Below are 20,285 nucleotides of genomic sequence, written 5' to 3' on the forward strand. Positions count from 1 at the left end.
GTGGTTGGCGTGCAACTCAAAGAACTTGCGTCTTGCATGAGCCATGCATCCGATCTCAGTGATGCCCAGCTCGAACCCGGCTTTGTAGCCGCTGTGATCGTCACATACCAGTTTGCCGCGCCAGTCACCGAGGAACTGGCGAGCATGTTCGCCTGCGCGACTATCGGCGAATTCATAGACGACAGCGCGCACGTGGGCGAACTGCGTCGTGGCGTATGCCCAGACGTATGCGCGCTGCGTCTTGCCTTTACCGGGAACGAGCATTTGCACCGGCGTTTCATCGACGTGCAGCACACCGTGTTGCACAAGCTCTTCGCGAAGCGCCTCGACCAGCGGCTGCAACCTCACACCACAAACGCCAACCCACTGACCCAGCGTTGATTGAGCGATGGCAAGGCCGGCGCGCCCGAAGATGCGTTCTTGACGGTATAACGGCAAGCGAGTCGCGCGGGGGAATCTCACCCCCACGCGCTCCCAGAACCGTACGTGAGCCTCTCAACTCATACGGCTCCCAGCATCCAGCCGACCATACAGAAGCGGCCAATGAGCGAATAACCCGGGCTGAGCCCGGATGATCTTCGCAAGCCACGCACGAGCGCCACGCGGACGTTGGCGAAAGCGCTTGAACTTGCGAGCCGCCCACCGTAGCAGGTGTGCATCGATGCGACGCAATGTCGGATACAGCGCCGACTTGTAGAAACAGCTGAAGTAGCCGATCCATCCTCGAATGTACGGATTGAACATCCGGGCAAGATCAAACAGCCCCTTGTCGCTGCGCCTTTGGAGGCCCCAGTTACGTACCGCTTTGCGAACCTCTTTGAGCGCACGCGAGCTTGCACCTGGCAGAAACGAAACTCCGTAGAGCCCTGCTCGCCACTTTGCCAACCGAGGTCGGAATGTATAGCCAAGGAAGTCGAAGCTGACGCATGAGTACTCGCCCTTGCGGTTTGTGTCCTTGCAGTAAACCACCTTCGTTTTCTGCGGATGGAGAACAAGACCGCACGAGCGCAGTCGCGCATCCAGACGTGCCCATAGCGCTCGCGCCTGTCGTTCGGTGCGGCAATGACAGATAATGTCGTCTGCATACCTCTCAAACGACACCCCAGGCATCTCCCGCCCAAGCCAGACATCAAACGCATAGTGTAGGAACAAGTTAGCCAAAAGTGGTGAGATGACCCCACCTTGCGGCGTACCCTTGTCCCTCACAACAAGCTCGCCATCGTCAAGCATCGCGGGTGCCTTCAGCCAACGCTCGATATAGAGGATCGCCCAGGCGCAGTCGGCATGCCGACGGACCGCCTTGAGTAATAACTCGTGATCGATATTGTCGAAGAACCCTTTGATGTCGATATCGAGCACCCAGTGCGAGCGCCAGCACCGCTCACGCGCCGTCCTGATTGCATCAATCGCCGATCGGCCGGGACGATATCCATACGAGTCCGCGTGGAACACCGGTTCCAGTATCGGCTCCAGATATCGCCGGACTACTTCCTGCGCGATGCGGTCCACAACCGTGGGAATGCCCAATGGTCGCGTACCACCTCCCGCCTTCGGTATTTCCACCCGACGAACGGGCGAAGGCATGTAGCTGCCGGACGACATCCGATTCCAGAGTTTGTAAAGATTGGCAGACAGCTTCGCTTCAAACTCTTCGATCGATTGCCCGTCCACTCCAGCCGCTCCGTGGTTGGCCTTCACTTTCTTGAAGGCTTCCCACACTTCTCGCTTCTGAATAGCAAACGGCTTTGCCTGCGTCATGCAGCTCCTCCCGTTATCCGGTTGGCTGCAGCCGAAGGCTGGACACCATGGCCCCTTCGGTCCAGCACCATTACAGCGCCTTCAACCCTACTACGAGCCATTCTGCCCCTGTGCCCCGTATCGGTACTCTGGCTCTTGCAGGGGTCGCCTGCTCGAGCGTCTCCCTTCACACCGGGGCGACAGGTTCTCCTGTTCCGCATGAGAGCCTGATCCATGTTCACGCCGCCTTCGAGCCGGATGCCGCGCGGGCCGGGCTTCAGGTCTCCGCCCGCACTCATCCCGGAGCGACCACCAACTCCGGTTCTGACATCAACGATACGCTTTCGGCAGTTCATCGACGGTTTGCTCTCGCTCGTCTCCATGGACCTCACCTGACGGAATCAACGCTCCGCCTTTCCCACAACGCTCACCACCATCGCTCTTTACGACAGCAGCTTGTGACGGTTTGAGACCGACTCCTGATCGCCGGCCCCGAGGGGCCATCCCTCATCTCTCATGCAGTTCCACATCCTTCGTACTTCAAGATGTGTTCCAGGACACACAGTGATCAGCGTACTTGGCAACGAGCACTTGCGCGAGCAAGCCTGTGGTCGGCATGCCCTTGTCGATCACATGGGGCGGCACAGGTGCCTGAATCAGCGTCTCGCACGCCTTGCAGACCCATTTGCCGCGGATATGCCGTTCAACCGTGAACACCCCCGGCTTATAGTCCAGCTTCTCGCTGATGTCCTGGCCGATACGCACGCGCTGACAGCCGCAGGAGCAGGTGAGCTCGTCAGGTTCGTGATGGATCTCGGTGCGTGGCAAGTGTGGCGGCAACGGCGCACGCTTGGGCTTTTGCTGCTGCTTGTGCGCAGGCGTATCTGTGTGCAATTGCTCGAGCTCGATTTCGAGCACAGCCAGATCCGCGTCGATGGCCTCATTGAGCAGACTCATCTGCTCAACGTTCAATTGCTCGCTGCGCTTGCCAAATTGCAAGCGCTTGAGCACGGCAATCTCATGGGTAAGTTGCTCAATGCGCCTCTGGCGGTAGCGCAGCTCCCGCTCCTTCTCGCTCACCTGAACCATCAATTGCGCAGCTAGCGTACGCAGTTCGTCAGGGCTTAAAGCGTTGAGGTTAGCCGATAGGTTCATGCGGCCAGTCTGCCAGAACCCACCGCGCTGCGGCAAGCAAGACAGTTTACGGCTTTGGGGATATTACACGACGCTGATCGCGTGATCGTGTGCGAGCGTGTGCCAGGGCAGCCCGGTTACCAGCGCTCGCAACTGTGCCAGATTCAGCGCAGTGGCAATCGCCTGGTTCCCATTCGTCCAGATGAACCGCCCCTTGTTCAGGCGCCGTGCCGCCAGCCAGATACCGAACCCGTCATACACGAGCACCTTCATGCGCGTCGAGTCACGGTTGGCAAACAAATAGGCGTGGTGCGGCCGCGCCGCGCCAAACACCTTCACGACACGCGCCAGGATCGTATCGATGCCCGCGCGCATATCGATCGGCTCGGTTGCCAGCCAGATCTCGTCAATGCGCATCATCGCAGCCACCTTTGCAACCACGCCGCGCAATCGGCTGCAGCACAAAGCGGCCAGCGTACCGTCACGCTCGCCGCCCCTCGGCGCACTTCGATCTGAATCACCGTCGAGGCAGGCGCCACGCCCGGCCTCTGCCATTGCAGCGGCACAAACTTCGCCGCGGGCACACTCATCGACTGGCGCGCTTCGCGCGCCACGTCCTGCTGCTGCGCGGCCACCCACCGACGCAACAGGTTCGCATTCAACTGGTAATGCAGCGCGACTGCGGCGATCGACACGTTTGGCTGCATCGCCGCACGGACCACTGTCTCCTTGAACTCCTTGCTGTGGCGGCGTCGCCGTGTCGGCTGCACCGCTTCCGAACCCACTTCATTCTCGTTCATAGTGTGTACGTGTCCATTAAAAAATGAGGTGAACACGATCGTCGCTTCATGACACGGCGGGTTCAAGGTGACATCGCCGGGTGCTTACCTAATAGATAGCTTGCGCCATATTGGAACTCAAATTAATGCACTGGATCAGGCCATCCGTCGCGTGGCTCAAGCAAGTCCGGTCTGCCGACGCTTGATGACCGTGCCCGGCGTGGGCTCGCTGACTGCAGTGGCGTTTGCATCGGCCGTTGATAATCCTGAGCGCTTCTCAAGCGTGCGTGACATTGGGCCCTACCTGGGGCTGACGCCGACGAAATATCAATCCGGCAATGTCGATCGTAACGCAGGCATTTCGAAGGCAGGATGTCGGCTTACGCGCCATCTACTGTTCGAAGCGGCGTCCTCTCTCATCTCCCGATACCGGCAAAACTGCGATCTGAGACGATGGGCACTAACGCTTATTCCTCGCATTGGCGCTCGCAAGGCGATGGTCGCCACCGCGCGCAAATTAGCGACCGTACTGCTTTCTATGTGGAAGGGGCAAACAGACTTCAAGGCGATCAGATAGTGGATTTGATTTAACTATTTGCACTGCCAGAGCCGAATACTTCATTCAGGCTGATTACGTCGCCGCAGCGATTCCTTCACTCTCTTTGCGGTCCCACCGCGGCAATCACATCGGAACGCTGTAGCGACTTGCAAACGGCACGTTGTGGCGCACTGCGACCACGTAGACGACAACGAGACGGCCTCTAGGAAGCATTGCAACAGAGAGTAAGCTTATTGACAGGAATTAGACGACAGGAATTAGACGACAAGTGGGTGTATGAAAGGGGCGTTGAGATCGATTTCTCTCGCCCTGGCAAGCCAACCGATAACGCGAAGAACGAGTCGTTCAACGGGCGCTTGCGTGACGAATGCCTAAACGCGCATTGGTTCTTATCGCTCGAAGACGCCAAGCGCAAAATCGAGACTTGGCGCCAGTACTATAATGAGGTGCGTCCCCACTCTGCACTGCAGTGGATGACGCCTGCCGAATTCGCCCGTCAGTGCAGGACTCGGGCCGATTCGGCCTGCCCCGAAGAGCCGGAAATTTCCACTTTAGAACGGCCCTGATTTGGGGGTAGCCTCAGAACTGCACCGGCGTCAGATAGCCAAGCGAGCTGTGAGGCCGCTCAGTGTTGTACTCGATACACCGCGCCTCAATCAGACGCTTGTTCCGCTTCACCCAAGGGAACCAGCGCTGGCGTCAAATACCCCTTCGGTAGTCGAATTGAATTTGCAGGGCTAGTTATTTAAGCAACTAGTTAATCTAACGCATCTTAAGTGGCCTTGTTCTCTGCAGGCAAGCAAGTTATAGTTACCTAAAGCGCTTAAGTTTAGGTAAAGTTTACCTTATCTATTTATTCGACCCTTTATAAATGGGTTTTACTCAATAGTCGTTTAATTTACCTATGCAATAAGTGCATTGAAGCGGCCCGACAAAAGTGGTGACGCACTTTACCGAGCCTAACCGCCCTTCACCTAAAGGGGAACCCATAAGGTGCGTCATGGCTAAATCTAGTTTAAAACGACTCAAAGCTTTCCGCTTGTTCAGCACGGTGTTTGTCTCTCGCCTATGCGCATGGCGTGCATCACCCCACTGGCAGCAATGGATGCACTGTCGCATTGGCATTATCCCCGTGCCAGTATACGGGTTGCTACTGGCTTGTACTGCCGCACTTGTTGCACTAGAACGTGTATCCAGCGATTTACCTGTAATGATTGCAGTACTTGCAGTCGCGGGATTTACATGTGCCGAGCTCGGTGCCAAACTGCCAGGACTACGTCATATCGGTGGCCCTGTCATTGTGGCATTGTTACTGCCCTCGTGGCTAGTACATCATCACCTGCTGCCGGCGGAATTGATTAGCCCGATTCATCACTTTTGGCAGACCACCAACATCATTTACTTGTTCTCTGCCCTGGTCATTGTGGGCAGTTTGTTGGGCATGAACCGGGCGCTGTTGACCAAGGGCATCAGCCGATTTGCGCTTCCAGTCATGGCGGGTTCAGTCGCCGCCGCCGTGGTCGGTACTATCACCGGCATGATCTTTGGCTTAGACGCATCTGATGCGTTTTTCTATATCGTAGTGCCAATCATGGCCGGGGGCATTGGCGAAGGTGCGCTGCCGCTCACGTTAGGTTATGCCGCGCTGCTGCAGCTGCCACAAGATCAGCTGCTTGCGCGGGTGGTACCCGCTGTCGTGCTGGGCAACTTGAGTGCCATTATGTGTGCGGCAACGTTTGAAAAAATCAGTCGACGATGCCGACGTCATTCCGATGACCTGGCTTCGTCCGCTCAGGCCCATTCGATAATAAGTCGCGAGCCCGTCACCGTTGAGCAAGTTGCCGCGGCAGGCATCATGGCAATTAGTTTGTATTTGGTAGGTCTGGTCCTGCAACATTTCACCCATCTGCCTGCGATACTGGGCATGTTGGCTCTGGCTGTGGCCGTCAAGTTAAGTGGTGCCGTGCCTGCCCAGCTTGAATATGGCGCGCACTGGGTCTATTGTTTCTTTGCCCGCGCGGTCACCTATCCACTCATGTTTGGCATCGGCATCACGTTGATGCCGTGGGAAGCGTTGCTCGCTGCGCTGACTTTAGCGCATTTTGTCACCACTGTGGTGACCGTGCTTACGCTGATGATCACCGGTTTCTTTGTCGGACGCTGGATCAAACTACCGGCAACCGAAAGTGCAATGATCAACGCGTGCCATAGCGGCATGGGAAGCACGGGCGATTTGGCTATTCTCACGGCGGCAAACCGTCTGCCGCTGATGCCCTTTGCGCAGCTTGCCACACGAATGGGTGGCGCGATGACCGTGATCTTGGCGTTGGGGCTGATGGAACAATGCGAATAGCAACCTTGCCTCATAGCATGATGTTTTGGGGTATGTGAGACGCGCTAACTCACCGCTCTGGACATGGCTCCTAGCCCTAAACAAATAGCAATCGCTCGCGCACAACGTTGCAGATGCAAGGAGGCCGGAAACCCCAAAATTTCCGTCAACGCAGCGGCTGTGCCACCAGGCGCACGCCCAAGGCAGCGCAAACGCGGCTGATCGTCTCGAAGCGCGGTTCGCTGCCGGGTCGAAGCGCTTTGTACAGGGCTTCGCGTGCGATGCCAGCGTCCTTGGCCACCTGCGCCATTCCTCGAGCACGGGCGATATCGCCAAGGGCTGCGGCCAGCAGCGCTGGGTCATTCTCTTCAAGGACACTTGTTAGGTACGACGCGACATCCTCTTCGCTGTTCAGGTACTCGGCCGCATCAAACTCGGGAAGTTGGGAAACTTTGATTCGCTGGGTCATGGTCAATCCTCCAAAGAATTCGCCAACGCAATCGCCCGGTGAATGTCAGCTTGCTGAGCCGACTTGTTGCCACCGTCCAGCATCACGATGAGCGTCTCACCGCGCTGGACATAGTACATGCGCCAGCCAGGACCGAATTGCTCGTGCATCTCACCCACTGGCTTCACGTCGCCCAAGTTACCAAGCTGGGCCTTCCGTAGTCGCTTGTTCAGGCGCTGTCTAGTCAGTCCGTCCTTCAGGCTCTTAAGCCAACTGCAGAACTCGTCGAGCACTTTCACCTGTAGGTTATGATGTGATTGTAATCGTTTGATTACATAAGATCAACGCTGCGAAGCATTGGCGGATGAGTCGGCAAACAACGGTTTGGTGACAGGCTTTGTTTCACCTCGTGAACCGCCCGTGCAGCACCTTCAAAATGTGCGGGCAACACCATCGCTATGCGCCTATTTCGGATAGCTATCCGCCTATGCTGGTTGGCTATATGCGCATATCGCAGAGCAACGATTTGCAGCGCGGCGCGCTGCTCGCCGCTGGCCGATGCCCGTCACCTTTTCGAAGATCATGCTTCCGACGCGAAGAACGATTGGACAGACTTGGCGTGTGAAGCGTCAGGATGCGTCGCCGTGAAACGATCCGAACGTGGTCATCTACGGCGACAAACAGATACTCCTAGCCCGCGCCGGCCATTGCATCTCGCCAATTGCCGGTGACACAATGGCCGAGGCATGTGATGCAACTCAGCTTCTTGGTATCGATGTGCAGCAGATCGCCCGGCGCAGCATGCCCGTATCGCTGAATCGGCTCGCGCGTTGGTCGGTCACTCGAACGAGGCAGCCTGGCGCGCCTGAGCACGCGGCTGTCGGTAAAGCAAACGCGCTCGCCTGTCGAACGATCTGACGCTGTAGCAAGCGCTGCTAGCGCAACGCCAGGACCCGCCAAGCCGTCGCCGGCGCGATAGCACGTGACGAGCGGGCCGGCCGCGAAGATGCCTCTGTCAGCGCGGCTGCGCCGGCCGGTCAGAACAATGAAGGCAAGCGCAGCTGCTCCTATGGCACGATACCGGTTGGCTGTGCGACGAGGATGAATAGTGCGCCAAAATGGGGCCCGAAATTTCTATGCTGCTTCGATAGGACCGGTTCGTCCACCATCATTGCGGGAAACCCACGACAGAAGATTTTGCGGAAATCACCGTTGATAATTACAGGCGGGTGTACAGCAGTAGATTTCAGTTGTCTGTCAGCCATGTACGAGTCTGTTCCAGCTTACCCAATCAACACTCCAAAAAGGACGTACTTCCTTAAAAGAACAGCCGGCGCTGGCGGATGCTTGGCGAGGCCGCTTTGTAAACTTCGCCGTTGCAATGGTGTGCCCAAACGATACCCGCTAGCCAATCGACGAACTGTAAGCAAAAACTGTCCTTGCTTTCCCACGGCGTTGTCTCTAACCTTGTGTTGGCGCCACTGCCCGCGAGTTCGGTGCACAAATACTCGTGGAGAGAATGCTTGAGCTCGATTTTCAGTGACCGCACATTGGGAATAAAGGATACGGAGTCGTACCCACTCATGACTTCCAGCAGTAACAGCTTCGTCATGTAATTATAAAGACTGTTCGGGCTACGCCGGAAAGCGGCATTGACAGCGTCCTTGCGCACTGTATCTGAGACGAATTGTACGTCTGGGCACTTATGGTAAATCTTCGCCAATTCGCCGGCGAAATTAATGCGCTCGCGCGCGGACAGGTGAACGGATTTGAGCTCGTTACGCGCGGGGCGACCTCGCTGCTTGTACACCCCGCGCACGACGCGCTCGAGTAACCGTTCGCAGCCGTCCGGTATGATGGCGGCCGCGAGTGTGAAGAAGCGACTGGAGCCGCCGCGTTGATAGGGCGCATCCAGTTTCCAGCCCAGACACCCACTTTCGTCTAGATAGATCGTTGCGCGCATATAAAAATAGCCTCCCAAGGGAGGCTATCGAAAGAAGTGCGGTACCCGGACCTGACGTACTCGAAGTACGCTTACGATCACTGACGCCGATTTGTCGCAGGAACTTCGGGCCTATTTAAACCGCAGCGCCGCTATAAATACATTATGATAACAAACGCACTGTTTTTCAAGCGCGCCGTGGCAGTTTGTTGAGGCCGGGTTCAACACGCGCCGCGTTACCAATTGATCCGATGCCCGTCATACCTTCGAAGACGCTGCTCCCAGCGCGAAGAACGACCGGACGGTCTTGGCGTGTGAAGCGTCAAAAGGTAATTTCTCGATGCAGAAAGTCTTGCCATCGGTGCAATGCCTCCGATGGCGCTGTGCGCGCGATGCTAGGTGTAGTGATGCTGCCAGCTGGTTAAGGCTTCGCGGCGATGTGCACAGCTTGGGTAGGCTCAGGCATCAGCCCACTTGCGCAAGGCTGACCGGAGGAAGCGTTCAGCCTTGCCGTTGGTCTGTGGGCGATAGACCCGCGTCAATTTGTGCCGGATGCCCAGTTCCTAACAGACCCGAGCGAATTCACGTGAACGGAACGCTAAACCATTATCGGTAAACAGCCTGCAGATGCGCACACCCAAGCCGGCGTACCACGCTACGGCATCGCGCAGAAACTGCACGGCGCGGGCCTGCTTCGCGTCTGGGCGCGTCGCCGTGAAACAATCCAAACGTGGTCATCTCCGGCGACAAACAGATACTCCCAGCCCGCGCCGTCCACCGTATCTCGCCGATTGTCGGTGACACGATGGCCGGGGCATGCGATGCAACTCAGCTTCCTAGTATCGATGTACAGCCGATCGCGCGGCGCCACATGCTCGTATCGCTGAATCGGCTCCCGCGATGGTAGGTCGCTCAAACGAGGCAGCCCAGCGCGCCTGAACACACGGCTCTGCCGGTTAAAGCGAACGCGCTCGCCTGTCGAACGATCTGACGCTGTAGCAAGCTGCTAGCGCAACGCCAGGACCCGCCAAGCCGTCGCCGGCGCGATTGCATGTGGCGAGCGGGCCGGCCGCGAAGATGCCTCTGTCAGCGCAGCTGCACCGGCCGGTGAGATAGCGACCAAGCCACTTGCGTAGAGTCGGTGCCGCCACGCCGTGATGGGCTGCAGTTTGGGCCACGTTTCAGCCATATTCGGTGATCTGCTAAACCCTCTCGAGTCGACGAGCAGAGGTGAGCGGGCATTCTGAAAGGTGTTCATCCAACTGAACTGCTGGAAGGCCGGGTGTTTGGCGACCTCCAGTTGCCCAGACTCAGCCCAAATGAACTATCGATACAACCTATTGAAGCCTCACAGCTAACGGTCAATCACGCGAATAGATTTTCTTGCCTTTCTGCGCAACGCCGCTGGTGAAAACCATACATCGTCTATTTTTGAGTGACTGGATTGTCAGTTGGCGTTTTAAGGTAAAATAAACGCTTCTTGTAAAATGGCCGTTCGTCGCAAAGGACAAGTTGGCATCTTTTATGCGCGCGTACAGGCTGAGAAGGCAAAGGCCAAGCGGTGGTTGGTCATCGAATGTGACGACGCTTACGGTCAAGTGTCTAAACTGCAATTAGGTTCGGCTATACATAGGCCACTCGCGTTGATGATGACGCAATGGGCGGAGAATATACGCTGCAAGCTTATGAGCAGAGTCCGGTATAGCAGCCTTGGTCTACCAGACAAAGGGTCTTTTTAGATTGAGACCATGCTGCCAAGCGCTTGGTCAATCTGACGCATCGGCATGGACTTGCGATTGGTCGACCTAATCCGCGTCCGTGCAGGATATTTTTTCAACCTAACCGAGGAAATTAACATGGCGACATACCAAGAGCTGCGCGCTCAAATTGAAAAGCTTGAAGCGGAGGCAGAAGCCTTACGGCAACAGGAATTGCAATCAGTGCTTGCCCAGATGCGCGAGAAGATCGCCGAGTTGGGAATTACAGTTGAAGACTTATTCGGACGTAGGCGTCAAGCTCGCGGCCCGGCACTCGCAAAGCCGCGCGAGCCGAAATACCACAATCCCAAAACCGGTGAGACTTGGAGCGGTAGAGGTCGAGCCCCGTCATGGATTAAGAAGAATCGTGAGCGCTTTTTGATTCAAAAATAAGGTGCAGCGGTAGGTTGACGAAGAGGGCAAATGTGCCGCCGTAACCTGCGTTTTTTTTGTCGCACTATCACCGGTCTAGACGCATCATGCGGTACCGGTTTGGGCTAATCCATATCGCGATGCATCGGATTGATGGCGTTTGCTTGGTCTCGCCAGGCGAGCGCTGCGCTGAGCTACTGTCGCTGCATGCGGCATCCAGTGATGCCGCATGCCACGCCATGGCGGCTTGCCGATCGCAGGCGCTTGGCAAAATGGTGCCTCGTGGTCGAGGCCGACGGATGCGATTATGCTATTGCCCAAGGACTTTCCCGTCATACCGCAATCCGTCTCGCGCGGGCGGTACAATGGGCATTGCGTGTCGCGCTGCAAGATAGGCATTGGCTTTGACGCTCTCAGCAGCGCCACGCAAGAAGCTGAGCTTGAGGCAGTGCAACCAGCCTTTGCCTGATGCTTCGCAAAACATATTGGCAAAACGCTCGTCTATTGCCCTCACTCTCAAGTGAAATTGGCTATCCTTGCGCTTGCGGGAAAGATTTCGCTTCATGCCCGTTATCGTCCGCTGTCGTACCACATACGATGATTACGCCACCGGGTAATGTCCGGCACAAAATGCGGTTTGCTTGAATCGACATGCCACGTCCGTCGCGGTGATGCAGAAAAGAAAAAACGCCCCCTCCAGCGAAGTGCAAGGTATGCGAGACTGTCTCATGGACACGCACGATTTCATGCCTTAAGACCTGCGAGAGATCATCGATCTGCACTCGCCGAATTTCGACAAGGGTGGCACTGATATCACCTGATTCGGAGACAAGATATTTATCCCCTTCAGGTCCCTCGACGAGATAACTGCCGTCCGGGAAATCAGTTCGTATGCTGTTGGGAAGATCGACGAACGTCATGCGCGGGGCCACAGCCGATGGGGAATGCGTTGCTTGGAATAAATTCCGATCATCCTCTTTCATCGCGCCTCTCCCCCCTCTTTGCGCTACCCGCCGTCACGGCTGTCATCACTTATAGACCGCTCGGCGGTTCCCAATCCGCACCACTAAAATGAGCAGCTCGCCATCCTGAATCTTGGCGATGACTCGATAACTGCTCACGCGATAGTTCCAGAACTCACCTTTCATTCGGGTTCTCTGGCATAAACTGGCCCAGCATGGCGACAACGAAGACTCAACAAGATAGTTGCCAAAGGCCCCAATCAGTCCACTGTGAGTACGACCCACATCCGGCTCGAGGGGTGCACCAAACGCCAAAGGGCAGCGCGGGCCGCATCGAACATCGCATAGTAGGCGCGATTCACCGCGCCATCCACGTCGCCTAAGCCAAGCAGTACGCGGGCGGATGCATATGCCCGCTTTGCCTTCGCCATCAACGCAACGGGCGTCAATTTTGGTCACTCATAGCCTGACTCCTTCCCGGTTGATGTTGTGGAGCAACGAAGGGTTTGAATAGGTCTCTGGATGCTCCCATTCATCAAGCCAGATCGGCAGCGGCGAAATGAGAATGCCCGTTTGCAGCAGCACGTCAAATGCGATGTCGGCCATTTCAAGCTTGGTGGTAAGAAATCGCTGATGTTCTCCTTTCAGCAGGACAGCCACATCGGCGTCGCTGTCGGCCCGATGGGTACGCCGCGCCCGGCTTCCGTAGAGAATCGCGCCAGTTATGTCGTAACGGTCGGCAATTAGGTTAAGGAAGTACCGAATCGCTCGTTCGGTATCGGGGTCGATGTGATTCGAGTTCATCGGCAGCATTCCTCCCCCGTAAAATTTGGTCTTGAGTTCATATGTCGCCCGTCGCGCCGCTGCGCGGTCTAGTTTTGTACGCAATGAGTACCATTGTCAAGCTTGTTTTGTGTGCCGTTTTCTGCGGTCCTGGAGCAGTCGCAGAATCGCTGCGCGTGCGAGATTAGGAAGGGGGCGGTAATCCTTCGACGTATTCGGCATCCGGTACGTCTTCATCGCACGCGGGCTAATACCGCTGGCAGTTGCAAGTCCGTCCCAGGTTACGCCAAGCTGCTCCTTGGCGGCTCGCAAAAATTCCTGTTGTGTAGATTCCGACATAGCCTCAGAATACGATACGCTTTGCGTACCATACTAGAGCAGTAACTCAACTCACTCAACTATCTGGCGATTGCCCGGATGTGATGCGGAAAGACCTCATGGTTTGAAATACAGCCTGTTCTATGGTCAGGGCGGCGTAAGAATCATTGGCTACGATAATGAACGTGGCAAGGGCGACCATCGCCACTATCGTGATCGCGAAGTGCCCTACGTTTTTTCGACGGCAGAACAGATGGTGAGGGAATTTTTGGGGGATGTTGAACGCGAAAGGAGCGGAAAATGAGCAAACTGACAGTCCATGTAAGCGGCGCGCGTGATATGGGACAGCGGTTCGTGAATGCCTTTGAGCGCGCGGCCAGAGGTGAGCATTTTAAGGAAAGTCACGTCACGTTTCTCTCGTGGCAGGAAATGGTGGCGGCGCTGACGCCCAAACGGCTGGAGCTGCTACGCTATTTGCACCGAGAAGGCGCCGATAGCGTCAAAGCTTTGGCCTGCGCTTTATCGCGTGACTACAAGCGCGTGCATGCTGATGTGGCAGCGCTAGAAGTTGCCGGTCTGGTCGTGCGGGAAAACGGCCGCTTGACAGCGCCGTGGGACGCACTTGCCGCTGAGGTGGCCTTGTAGTGGCGAACGTAAATAACGCGCTCAATGAACACGCCGCACTTTCCCCTGAAATAGCGACTCGCATCGAGGCCTGGTCTTAATTGGGTAGTCTGGATAGCGTCAAGCAGAATGGCTGGCTGGTTTACCGACAATCATCTTGGCCAGTCGACCGGGATGATTGTCGGCGCCTATTCATCCGTGTGCTGTGCCGCGAGCCTGTGCCGCCGAGGACGAAGCCCGGCCCCCAGCGACGCTACGACGATCAGATGCGGGCCGCGCTGATCACGCTATGGGAGGCGGCCGATCGGATCTGCGGCAAACGACTGAAGGTGCTCATTGCAACGCTGACCGATGCGATGGCACGGCATGCTCACCTGACGCTATCAAAGCAAGTTCGCCAACGGCTGAGTCAGATCAGCGCCGCCACCATTGATCGGCTGCTGCATGACGTGCGCGAACAGGCTTTCGCGGGTCAACGCCGACGCGCTGGTGGAGTGGGTAACGCAATTGGCCGTGCCGATCGGGATAGTACTGCGCCAGTTGTCGCACGAGGGCAAGCGTATCTTCGTCGGTGCGAATCGTAGCGGGTCGCGAACGAGGCAGCGCGACGTCATACCAAGCTGGGCAGCAGCTTGCCGCGCTTATAGTACCAATAGGCACCGTCTTTCGACGGAATTCCTTCGATTCGTGGCGTGTCGTCGTTCATAGCCACAATCGTGTTCCCTGTTTTCCATTACCACTGAGCCGCCTGGCGATGCGCCTTTTCACGCTCGCTATCGTACAACCGCTCGCCTGTCTTATGATGCTCGATCCAGACACGCCAGCCGTTCTTATCGATGACGCAAGCGCTTTGCAGACTGGCGCGCTTGCGGATGGTTCGCATCGCCGATCAACCGCTTCGTGTTGCCCAGCGCGTACATCAGGTTTCAGACCTTGTTGCTTATCGCGTTTTCCTCACTCGATAATCGTCTGAAGCCGAGCCAGCGCGTCCTCAACCACTTCAACCGGCGCGCGTTCGACCTTACGCGCGCCGCGCGCCTCCAAGTCGAGCATACGCGCCATGTTGACGAGCGCAACACCTTGCGTCTCGGTTCCAGAACCAGAAAGCGGTACGGCGAACCCAGCAAAGCGAGCAAATTCGCCGCCCTGGGTGATTGGGGCAACGAGCGCCACGCCCAAGGCGTTGAACGCCGCCGGAGAGAGAACGAGCGCCGGACGAAAATCGCCTTGCTGCTCTCGTCCGACAGTCGGATTCAGGCTCACGCGCACGATATCGCCCCGCTCGAACTGTACCTGCCTCACCACGCCTCACGCCCCACCGGTTTGATCTCGTCCCATGCCGCCATGTCGCCCGAAAGAGGCGCCTTCGGGTCGCACCGGGCAACAAGGTTGTCCAGCGAATACTTACGGCGGGCCGGGGTCAGCATCACGCCATCCGGGCGCACGTCGGCGTTTAGTGAACTGCCGACTGAGGCGTTGATCTGCTCAAGCAGCACACTCGGCAGACGAACTGCCGCGCTATTGCCCCATTTGTGAATCTTGAGTTCCATTGCCATCTCCTAACGTTGTCAAGCGCATCTGAAATTTGGCTCTTCCCCACTTTGTGTGAAGTTTCACGTCACAAGTCAGCACCGATTCAGCACGCGAGTACGAAGCAGTTGGAAGCCGGCGCGGCCATACATTTGGCGCTTGAGAAACTTGAGCCGATTGACATGGCCTTCAACGATGCCGTTGCTGTAGGGCGTGAGTAGTGCAGCGTGTACGGCATCGTAGTCGTGGCCAATGCCTGCTGCAAACCGCTGCATTTCTGGTACACCGCTAGCCTGCGCTTGACGCAGCCAGCTTGCCAAAGCTTGATGTGCGCGGCGCTTGACTATGTCAGTGAACTGGAGTGACAGCCGCCGGATTGTTGCTATCTGGGGATTCTGCTCAGCGAGTCGTTGAACCAAGCGCTGGACGTGCCGCTGATCGTCGTTGGTGAGCGCGGCCGTGCCCCGACCCATTAACCAGCAGCCTACGCGGCGAGTGGAAGGCACCGCTCGTGACACAGCAGTACGCAGCTGCTGCATGATTGCACCGGCTTGTCGCCAAGGCTGAAGGGCTTGGCGTACGATGCCACAACCGCCGTTGAACCCTTGGCCCACGATTTCCCGATACAACCTCGCCGCGTTTTGACAACCTTCACGCCAGCGCTGGGCAAGATACGCTCGATAGGGATCCAACTTGCTGGCGGCTGGCAGCCGTTGCGCCCGCTCAGGGAACTCACCGGAGTTGATCCAATGCCGTACCGTACGCCGATCCAATGCCGTGATGCGCGCAATCGCGCGTATTGCCATCCCACTTTGATGGTGGCGCATGACCGATTCATAGCGTGCGAGCCGTGCTTCGCGTCGCTGTGCTTGTTCCTCCTTTGCGCGCGATGTTGTTGCCACGCCGGGCACATTCGATTCGATCGCTGGCAATGTGGCAGCAGCGTGCTCGTGATTGAGCGAGCGTGCAACTTCGCGGATAGGCCGCTGGCAGCGACTTAGCGCGCGCTCAATAGCATCGCCAAGATTCTTCAACAGATGCCATCGGTCGGCCACTTGTATGGCTTGCGGCGCGCCACGGGTGATGCCTTCGGCGTAAACTCCAGCGCGATCGCGCGATACGATGCGGATTGCGCGGTTTCCTGTTAGCCAGTTCGCCACCGAGTTCGCATCACGATTGGGCAACCGATCCAATGGGCGCCGTTGCTCGAGATCGACCAGTAGGGTGCCATAGCGATGACCGCGCTTGAATGCCCAGTCATCGACGCCAATAATGGTAGGGGGTGATGTCGTCGCGACGTGCTTTTGGCCGTTGCGTTTGAGCAAACGGAGTATCGTTTCTCCGCTGATCGAGATGCCCAGCCGCTGCACCAGGCGCGCGCCTGCGGCGCCACTGAGCGCCAAGCCCACATGCCACAGCACCGTCTGTGCTCGGGCTGTGCGACGCTGCTGACGTGCGCCGAATTGCGCCGGGCATTGGGCGAATGTTCGCCGGCGGCACATTGTGTTATCGCAACGAAAGCGCCGCACCTGGATTTCCAGTGTGACGCGATGGCCGCTACACGGCAGGTCTTCAACGCGTCGTCGGTACCCTCCGTGTATCCGGGAACTGCTCGCTCCACACGCCGTGCAGTGCGCAACGAGCCCTTGATGTTTCAGTGCAATAATGAGCCGATGGCCGATCATTTCCCACCCGACAATGCGCATGCCGGAAGCGGGCAACAGGCGTTGAAGGAAAGAAAAATTCACGCCGATTATCCGAGTGATGCAATACTGGCTTGATCGTCATTGTCACCTGCAGGTTCACACAAAGTGTGGAAGAGCCTGAAATTTGAGCCACTTCGCGCGTGATCGCGCAAAGTAAAAGTGAGCCAATCGTTACTTCTTTGATGCCAGGACGTGGCCGGCCTTTCGTTGTTGTTTAAGTCGGTAGCTGTCTCCTTTGATCTGAATGATATGGGCGTGATGCAGGATGCGGTCAAGCATGGCCGCAGTTAGCGTGGCATTGCGTCCGAATGTCTCGTCCCATTGGGCGAACGCAAGGTTACTGGTGAGGATCATTGAACCGCGCTCGTATCGCTTTGCCACGATCTGGAAGAAGTGACTGGCTTGGTCTTCCGAGAGGGGCAAGTATCCGATTTCATCGACAATGAGCAGTCTTGGGCCGAGGACGTTGTGTCGAAGTACGGCGTCGTAGCGTTCCTGGCGCCGTGCCGCTTCGGGTTGCAGCATGAGATCGGCCGCCGTGATGAACTTGGTCTTGATACCCGCTTGTGTTGCGGCGTATCCGATTGCAATCGCCAGGTGCGTTTTGCCGACACCGGACGGACCAAGCAACACGGCGTTCTCACCACGTTCGATAAAGCGCAGCGTGGCTAACTCGTCAATGGCCTTGCGCGGAGCGCCCACAGCGAAACTGTAGTCGTAATCGTCCAGCGTCTTGATCGCCGGAAATGCCGCCATGCGTACCAGTGTCTGTCGCGATCGAACCTGCCGTATCTCGCGTTCATGTGCCAGCACGTGCTCAAGGAAGTCGAGAAAGCTCCACTGCTTGGCCGCGGCATCGTTGGCCAGCGCGACATAGTGCTGCATGAGCCCTTCAAGCTTTAAACTCTGGCAGTGATCGTCGATACGTTCTTGCTGCAGATTCATGCACGCACCTCGGTCAGTAATTGCTGGTAGATCGACAAGGGATGTTGCAGCGATATGGCCGAAGGCCTGCCGACCGGCGTGGTTACCCATAGCTGTGTTGCAAACGCGGGCAAGCTGCGCAGCGTGTCTCGTTCGCGCTCTTCGAGAAGCGTTGCGGGTGGCGCTCCCGTGACCGGGTGCACCCGTTGGTTTGCAACGTCTCGCAGCCATTTGCCTACCTCGGCGTTGGCCGTATCGACGTCCAGTACCATACCCGACTGCTTGAGCCAACTGGACAGCGGCACATAGAAGTTGCCGCGCAGATACCGATGGAAGCGCTCGACCTTGCCCTTCGTGCGTGCGCGATAGGGCTGGCAGAGTCTGGGCATGAAGCCGTAGCGCTTAGCCAGATCGAGTAGGCCTGGATGCCATCGATGTTCACCCTTACCGTACGCATCACGCTCTAGTACGATCGTCTTGGCGTTGTCGTACAGGATCTCGCGAGGCACTCCGCCGAGCGTTTCGAATAAAGCGTGATGGCAAGCAATCAGCGTTTCGGCCTTCTCGTTGGTGGCAAAGCGTGCCCAGCGCCAACGGCTAAAACCGAGCGTGGCGGTGAACGCGTACAGCGGATCAGCGCCGCGACGAAATACGACAAAGTCGCATTGCATCTGCCGCCCCGGCTCGGTCTCGAAGCGCACGAGCGGATCAGGTGCCCGCACAGGTTTGTGCGCCTTCATAAAAGCTTGAATACTGCGCAGCTGCCCTTCATAGCCCAGCGCGCGCAGTTCACGCAGCAACGCTGGAGCGGCGATCGTCTCGGGCGAGGCCGCTTGCATCCTCTCAAGAATGTACGCCTGAAACTGACCAAGCTTGCTCGGCCGTGGTTCACGCTGCTTGTAGCGAGGCACGTCCTGCGACGCCAAGTAACGCGTCACGGTGTTGCGAGACACGCCCAGGCGCCGCGCGATCTCTCGCAACGACAACCCTTGGGCTTTGAGCACATGGATTTGCATCCACTGTTCCTTCTGAAGCATCGCCAGCCTTCGCGCGAAAAAGACTGACTGTACTGAAAGGTGGTTCACATTTACTTTGCGCGAAGTGGCTCATTTTTACTTTGCGCGCAACAACGTTTATCCATTGTAGATACACGCCACGTGATTGGCAAGCACCGCATATCTACAATGAAGATACCCGATGGGAGCGTCGGCGAGATTGCGCCCGCCGATTGGTTATCGGCCGTGAGCCCGCTGGAATACCCAGTTCTGATGCGCTCCATGCAAAATTGCCATTGCAGGATCAGGCAAAAAACCGCATCCTTGAAACCTTTCAAAATTGCGTTTCGGGGCCATTCCAACTGGCCTGATTATGCCGATCATCCCCGGCTAGATTACGCCGATCCGTGACATGGCGTTCAGGCGATGGCATCCTGTTATCTTGGCCTTCTGCCGCCCAATGCTCTCCGGAGCGATGATGATTCTAGGCTTGCCCGAGATCGGCTATGGGCTAATCTATGCTTGCTAACCGGCCTGCGGCCACATGAGCCTTTGTATAAAAAGGAATGTCGGTGACTGTGTCACGAAGTCTTTTTCAGCGCACGCGTGAGCGGGCGTGGCCGCCTAATCGAGCCCGAGGTCCGGCCTGATGCGGACTGGGTGGGTCTGCGCTGCCGTACGCGCCGCGCTTTTTCAGCGTCGGCGTTCGCGCGCTGCAGCGCGGCTAAATTGCCTTCCAGCATGCCAATGTGTTGGCGTGCGTCCCCCAATTGCGCCTGCAGCGCTTGCCGCTCAGCGCGGCGCTGCGCGTCACTTTCGTCGGCGCGTCGCACTGCCGCATCCCGCTCCTTGATTAGACGCGCGCTGGTGCGGCGCTCATGCTCGGTCTCCAAGAGCGCGCGCTTTTCGGTCGCTTGCAGCCGCGCTTCGGCGCGCGCCGTGTCGGCCCGCAGCTTATCGAGTTCGCGGGCAAAATCGGCGCGCGCTTGGGCGAGCGCGGCGTCTCGCTCCTGGGCGTCGCGTTGCAAACGCTCGACTTCCGTGTGCAGCGTCTGGCGTGCTGCCTCAGCCGCCGCCAGCGCGGGCTCCAGTTCCTGCAGGCGTGCCTGCGCAGCGAGCAGCGCCGCGTGCGCGGTGGCCGCGGCTCGCTGCTTGGCAAGGCCTGTGCCTCTCCGAGGTCGCCAGCGGCACCATGGGCAACTTCTGTCGGCACCTGTCCCCGGATGGGCAGGACCAGTGGTGACTTGACATTTTGTGTAAAGGGCAACACGCGCAGGTCGTGCCGGCGTCGCCGGAACTGGTCAGGCTGGGTGCCCACCGCAGCTTGATTGACGGCTGTCTGGCGACAATTACCCGAGAGTAACATCATTCCATGAGGCAACA

The 20,285-nt window shown here is 57.5% G+C and carries 24 protein-coding genes and 6 pseudogenes; 8 read left to right on the forward strand and 22 right to left on the reverse strand.

Annotated features, from left to right (window positions below; all coding sequences use genetic code 11):
• The 5 genes and pseudogenes from B0B13_RS00005 to B0B13_RS00025 all read right to left on the reverse strand — a co-directional run.
• A pseudogene (locus B0B13_RS00005) lies at window positions 1-447 on the reverse strand (IS66 family transposase); the annotation flags it as partial.
• Between the two features lie 48 nt (window positions 448-495).
• Window positions 496-1,758 (reverse strand): group II intron reverse transcriptase/maturase, encoded by a 1,263-nt coding sequence (gene ltrA, locus B0B13_RS00010; RefSeq protein WP_076793674.1) that lies wholly within the window; start codon window positions 1,756-1,758, stop codon window positions 496-498.
• A 543-nt stretch (window positions 1,759-2,301) separates the two neighbouring features.
• Window positions 2,302-2,892 (reverse strand): annotated as a pseudogene (locus B0B13_RS00015) (transposase domain-containing protein); the annotation flags it as partial.
• A 63-nt stretch (window positions 2,893-2,955) separates the two neighbouring features.
• Entirely contained in the window at window positions 2,956-3,291 is a 336-nt protein-coding gene (gene tnpB / locus B0B13_RS00020; RefSeq protein ID WP_076793675.1) for an IS66 family insertion sequence element accessory protein TnpB, read from the reverse strand.
• Window positions 3,288-3,671, reverse strand: a complete 384-nt coding sequence (locus B0B13_RS00025; RefSeq protein WP_237574165.1) for a transposase — start codon at window positions 3,669-3,671, stop codon at window positions 3,288-3,290. The genes tnpB and B0B13_RS00025 overlap by 4 nt, the downstream gene beginning before the upstream one ends.
• 100 nt (window positions 3,672-3,771) lie before the next feature.
• Between B0B13_RS00025 and B0B13_RS00030 the strand changes: the two genes are divergently transcribed.
• Window positions 3,772-4,227, forward strand: coding sequence for a transposase (locus tag B0B13_RS00030; RefSeq protein WP_212667326.1), 456 nt, complete (start codon window positions 3,772-3,774; stop codon window positions 4,225-4,227).
• Between the two features lie 245 nt (window positions 4,228-4,472).
• Window positions 4,473-4,775, forward strand: a pseudogene (locus B0B13_RS00035) (integrase core domain-containing protein); the annotation flags it as partial.
• Window positions 4,776-4,788: 13 nt separating this feature from the next.
• On the opposite strand, the pseudogene B0B13_RS19635 reads toward B0B13_RS00035, so the two are convergent.
• Window positions 4,789-4,890: pseudogene (locus B0B13_RS19635) on the reverse strand (integrase core domain-containing protein); the annotation flags it as partial.
• 259 nt (window positions 4,891-5,149) lie between these two features.
• Here B0B13_RS19635 and B0B13_RS00045 point away from each other — a divergent pair.
• Complete coding sequence (locus B0B13_RS00045) at window positions 5,150-6,562, forward strand: 2-hydroxycarboxylate transporter family protein (RefSeq protein ID WP_286137182.1); 1,413 nt, start codon at window positions 5,150-5,152, stop codon at window positions 6,560-6,562.
• A 145-nt stretch (window positions 6,563-6,707) separates the two neighbouring features.
• Here B0B13_RS00045 and B0B13_RS00050 read toward each other — a convergent pair whose 3' ends face one another.
• From B0B13_RS00050 to B0B13_RS16835, 5 genes and pseudogenes are all read right to left on the reverse strand, one after another.
• Window positions 6,708-7,010 (reverse strand): addiction module antidote protein, encoded by a 303-nt coding sequence (locus tag B0B13_RS00050; protein ID WP_170872314.1) that lies wholly within the window; start codon window positions 7,008-7,010, stop codon window positions 6,708-6,710.
• Between the two features lie 2 nt (window positions 7,011-7,012).
• Window positions 7,013-7,288 (reverse strand): type II toxin-antitoxin system RelE/ParE family toxin, encoded by a 276-nt coding sequence (locus B0B13_RS00055; RefSeq protein WP_076793684.1) that lies wholly within the window; start codon window positions 7,286-7,288, stop codon window positions 7,013-7,015.
• A 305-nt stretch (window positions 7,289-7,593) separates the two neighbouring features.
• Window positions 7,594-8,020, reverse strand: a pseudogene (locus B0B13_RS18765) (transposase family protein); the annotation flags it as partial.
• A gap of 287 nt (window positions 8,021-8,307) precedes the next feature.
• Entirely contained in the window at window positions 8,308-8,952 is a 645-nt protein-coding gene (locus tag B0B13_RS00065; protein WP_212667327.1) for a DUF3800 domain-containing protein, read from the reverse strand.
• A gap of 290 nt (window positions 8,953-9,242) precedes the next feature.
• Window positions 9,243-10,189, reverse strand: a pseudogene (locus B0B13_RS16835) (IS481 family transposase); the annotation flags it as partial.
• A gap of 598 nt (window positions 10,190-10,787) precedes the next feature.
• Between B0B13_RS16835 and B0B13_RS00085 the strand changes: the two are divergent.
• Entirely contained in the window at window positions 10,788-11,081 is a 294-nt protein-coding gene (locus B0B13_RS00085; protein WP_076793925.1) for an H-NS histone family protein, read from the forward strand.
• A gap of 509 nt (window positions 11,082-11,590) precedes the next feature.
• On the opposite strand, the gene B0B13_RS00095 is transcribed toward B0B13_RS00085, so the two are convergent.
• The 4 genes from B0B13_RS00095 to B0B13_RS00110 all read right to left on the reverse strand — a co-directional run bounded on the left by B0B13_RS00095 (window position 11,591) and on the right by B0B13_RS00110 (window position 12,826).
• On the reverse strand, window positions 11,591-12,043 hold the full coding sequence (locus B0B13_RS00095; RefSeq protein WP_083703556.1) for a hypothetical protein: 453 nt from the start codon (window positions 12,041-12,043) through the stop codon (window positions 11,591-11,593).
• Window positions 12,044-12,088: 45 nt separating this feature from the next.
• Window positions 12,089-12,208, reverse strand: coding sequence for a type II toxin-antitoxin system RelE family toxin (locus tag B0B13_RS17365; protein WP_076793927.1), 120 nt, complete (start codon window positions 12,206-12,208; stop codon window positions 12,089-12,091).
• A gap of 74 nt (window positions 12,209-12,282) precedes the next feature.
• The gene (locus tag B0B13_RS18770) at window positions 12,283-12,453 is read right to left on the reverse strand and encodes a HEPN domain-containing protein (protein WP_237574056.1); all 171 of its coding nucleotides are present in this window, start codon (window positions 12,451-12,453) and stop codon (window positions 12,283-12,285) included.
• A gap of 28 nt (window positions 12,454-12,481) precedes the next feature.
• A complete protein-coding gene (locus B0B13_RS00110) occupies window positions 12,482-12,826 on the reverse strand; it encodes a nucleotidyltransferase domain-containing protein (RefSeq protein WP_076793928.1) in 345 nt (114 codons plus the stop codon).
• 379 nt (window positions 12,827-13,205) lie between these two features.
• Here B0B13_RS00110 and B0B13_RS00115 point away from each other — a divergent pair, with 379 nt between their 5' ends.
• From B0B13_RS00115 to B0B13_RS16845, 3 genes are all read left to right on the forward strand, one after another.
• Window positions 13,206-13,427: a toxin-antitoxin system TumE family protein gene (locus tag B0B13_RS00115; protein ID WP_076793695.1), complete on the forward strand. Its 222-nt coding sequence runs from the start codon at window positions 13,206-13,208 to the stop codon at window positions 13,425-13,427.
• Window positions 13,424-13,768 (forward strand): HVO_A0114 family putative DNA-binding protein, encoded by a 345-nt coding sequence (locus tag B0B13_RS00120; RefSeq protein ID WP_076788131.1) that lies wholly within the window; start codon window positions 13,424-13,426, stop codon window positions 13,766-13,768. Before B0B13_RS00115 ends, B0B13_RS00120 begins: the two co-directional genes overlap by 4 nt.
• A 197-nt stretch (window positions 13,769-13,965) precedes the next feature.
• The gene (locus B0B13_RS16845; protein ID WP_286137185.1) at window positions 13,966-14,331 is read left to right on the forward strand and encodes a hypothetical protein; all 366 of its coding nucleotides are present in this window, start codon (window positions 13,966-13,968) and stop codon (window positions 14,329-14,331) included.
• Window positions 14,332-14,480: 149 nt separating this feature from the next.
• On the opposite strand, the gene B0B13_RS18125 is transcribed toward B0B13_RS16845, so the two are convergent.
• From B0B13_RS18125 to istA, 6 genes are all read right to left on the reverse strand, one after another.
• Complete coding sequence (locus tag B0B13_RS18125) at window positions 14,481-14,630, reverse strand: hypothetical protein (protein WP_170872316.1); 150 nt, start codon at window positions 14,628-14,630, stop codon at window positions 14,481-14,483.
• 71 nt (window positions 14,631-14,701) lie between these two features.
• Entirely contained in the window at window positions 14,702-15,052 is a 351-nt protein-coding gene (locus B0B13_RS00135) for a type II toxin-antitoxin system ChpB family toxin (protein WP_076793698.1), read from the reverse strand.
• Window positions 15,046-15,297: an AbrB/MazE/SpoVT family DNA-binding domain-containing protein gene (locus tag B0B13_RS00140; protein WP_076793700.1), complete on the reverse strand. Its 252-nt coding sequence runs from the start codon at window positions 15,295-15,297 to the stop codon at window positions 15,046-15,048. The genes B0B13_RS00135 and B0B13_RS00140 overlap by 7 nt, the downstream gene beginning before the upstream one ends.
• 75 nt (window positions 15,298-15,372) lie before the next feature.
• Complete coding sequence (locus B0B13_RS00145) at window positions 15,373-16,983, reverse strand: ISL3 family transposase (protein WP_083703557.1); 1,611 nt, start codon at window positions 16,981-16,983, stop codon at window positions 15,373-15,375.
• A gap of 171 nt (window positions 16,984-17,154) precedes the next feature.
• Entirely contained in the window at window positions 17,155-17,928 is a 774-nt protein-coding gene (istB, locus tag B0B13_RS00150) for an IS21-like element helper ATPase IstB (RefSeq protein ID WP_076793701.1), read from the reverse strand.
• On the reverse strand, window positions 17,925-18,950 hold the full coding sequence (istA, locus tag B0B13_RS00155; RefSeq protein WP_353615402.1) for an IS21 family transposase: 1,026 nt from the start codon (window positions 18,948-18,950) through the stop codon (window positions 17,925-17,927). Before istA ends, istB begins: the two co-directional genes overlap by 4 nt.
• A 141-nt stretch (window positions 18,951-19,091) precedes the next feature.
• Between istA and B0B13_RS18580 the strand changes: the two genes are divergently transcribed.
• The gene (locus tag B0B13_RS18580; RefSeq protein WP_139337241.1) at window positions 19,092-19,313 is read left to right on the forward strand and encodes a hypothetical protein; all 222 of its coding nucleotides are present in this window, start codon (window positions 19,092-19,094) and stop codon (window positions 19,311-19,313) included.
• Window positions 19,314-19,483: 170 nt separating this feature from the next.
• On the opposite strand, the gene B0B13_RS00160 is transcribed toward B0B13_RS18580, so the two are convergent.
• Complete coding sequence (locus B0B13_RS00160; RefSeq protein ID WP_212667328.1) at window positions 19,484-19,930, reverse strand: hypothetical protein; 447 nt, start codon at window positions 19,928-19,930, stop codon at window positions 19,484-19,486.
• Window positions 19,931-20,285: the final 355 nt, after the last annotated feature.

It is taken from the genome of Burkholderia sp. b14, assembly GCF_900156195.1.
In the GTDB taxonomy this organism is placed as follows: domain Bacteria; phylum Pseudomonadota; class Gammaproteobacteria; order Burkholderiales; family Burkholderiaceae; genus Mycetohabitans.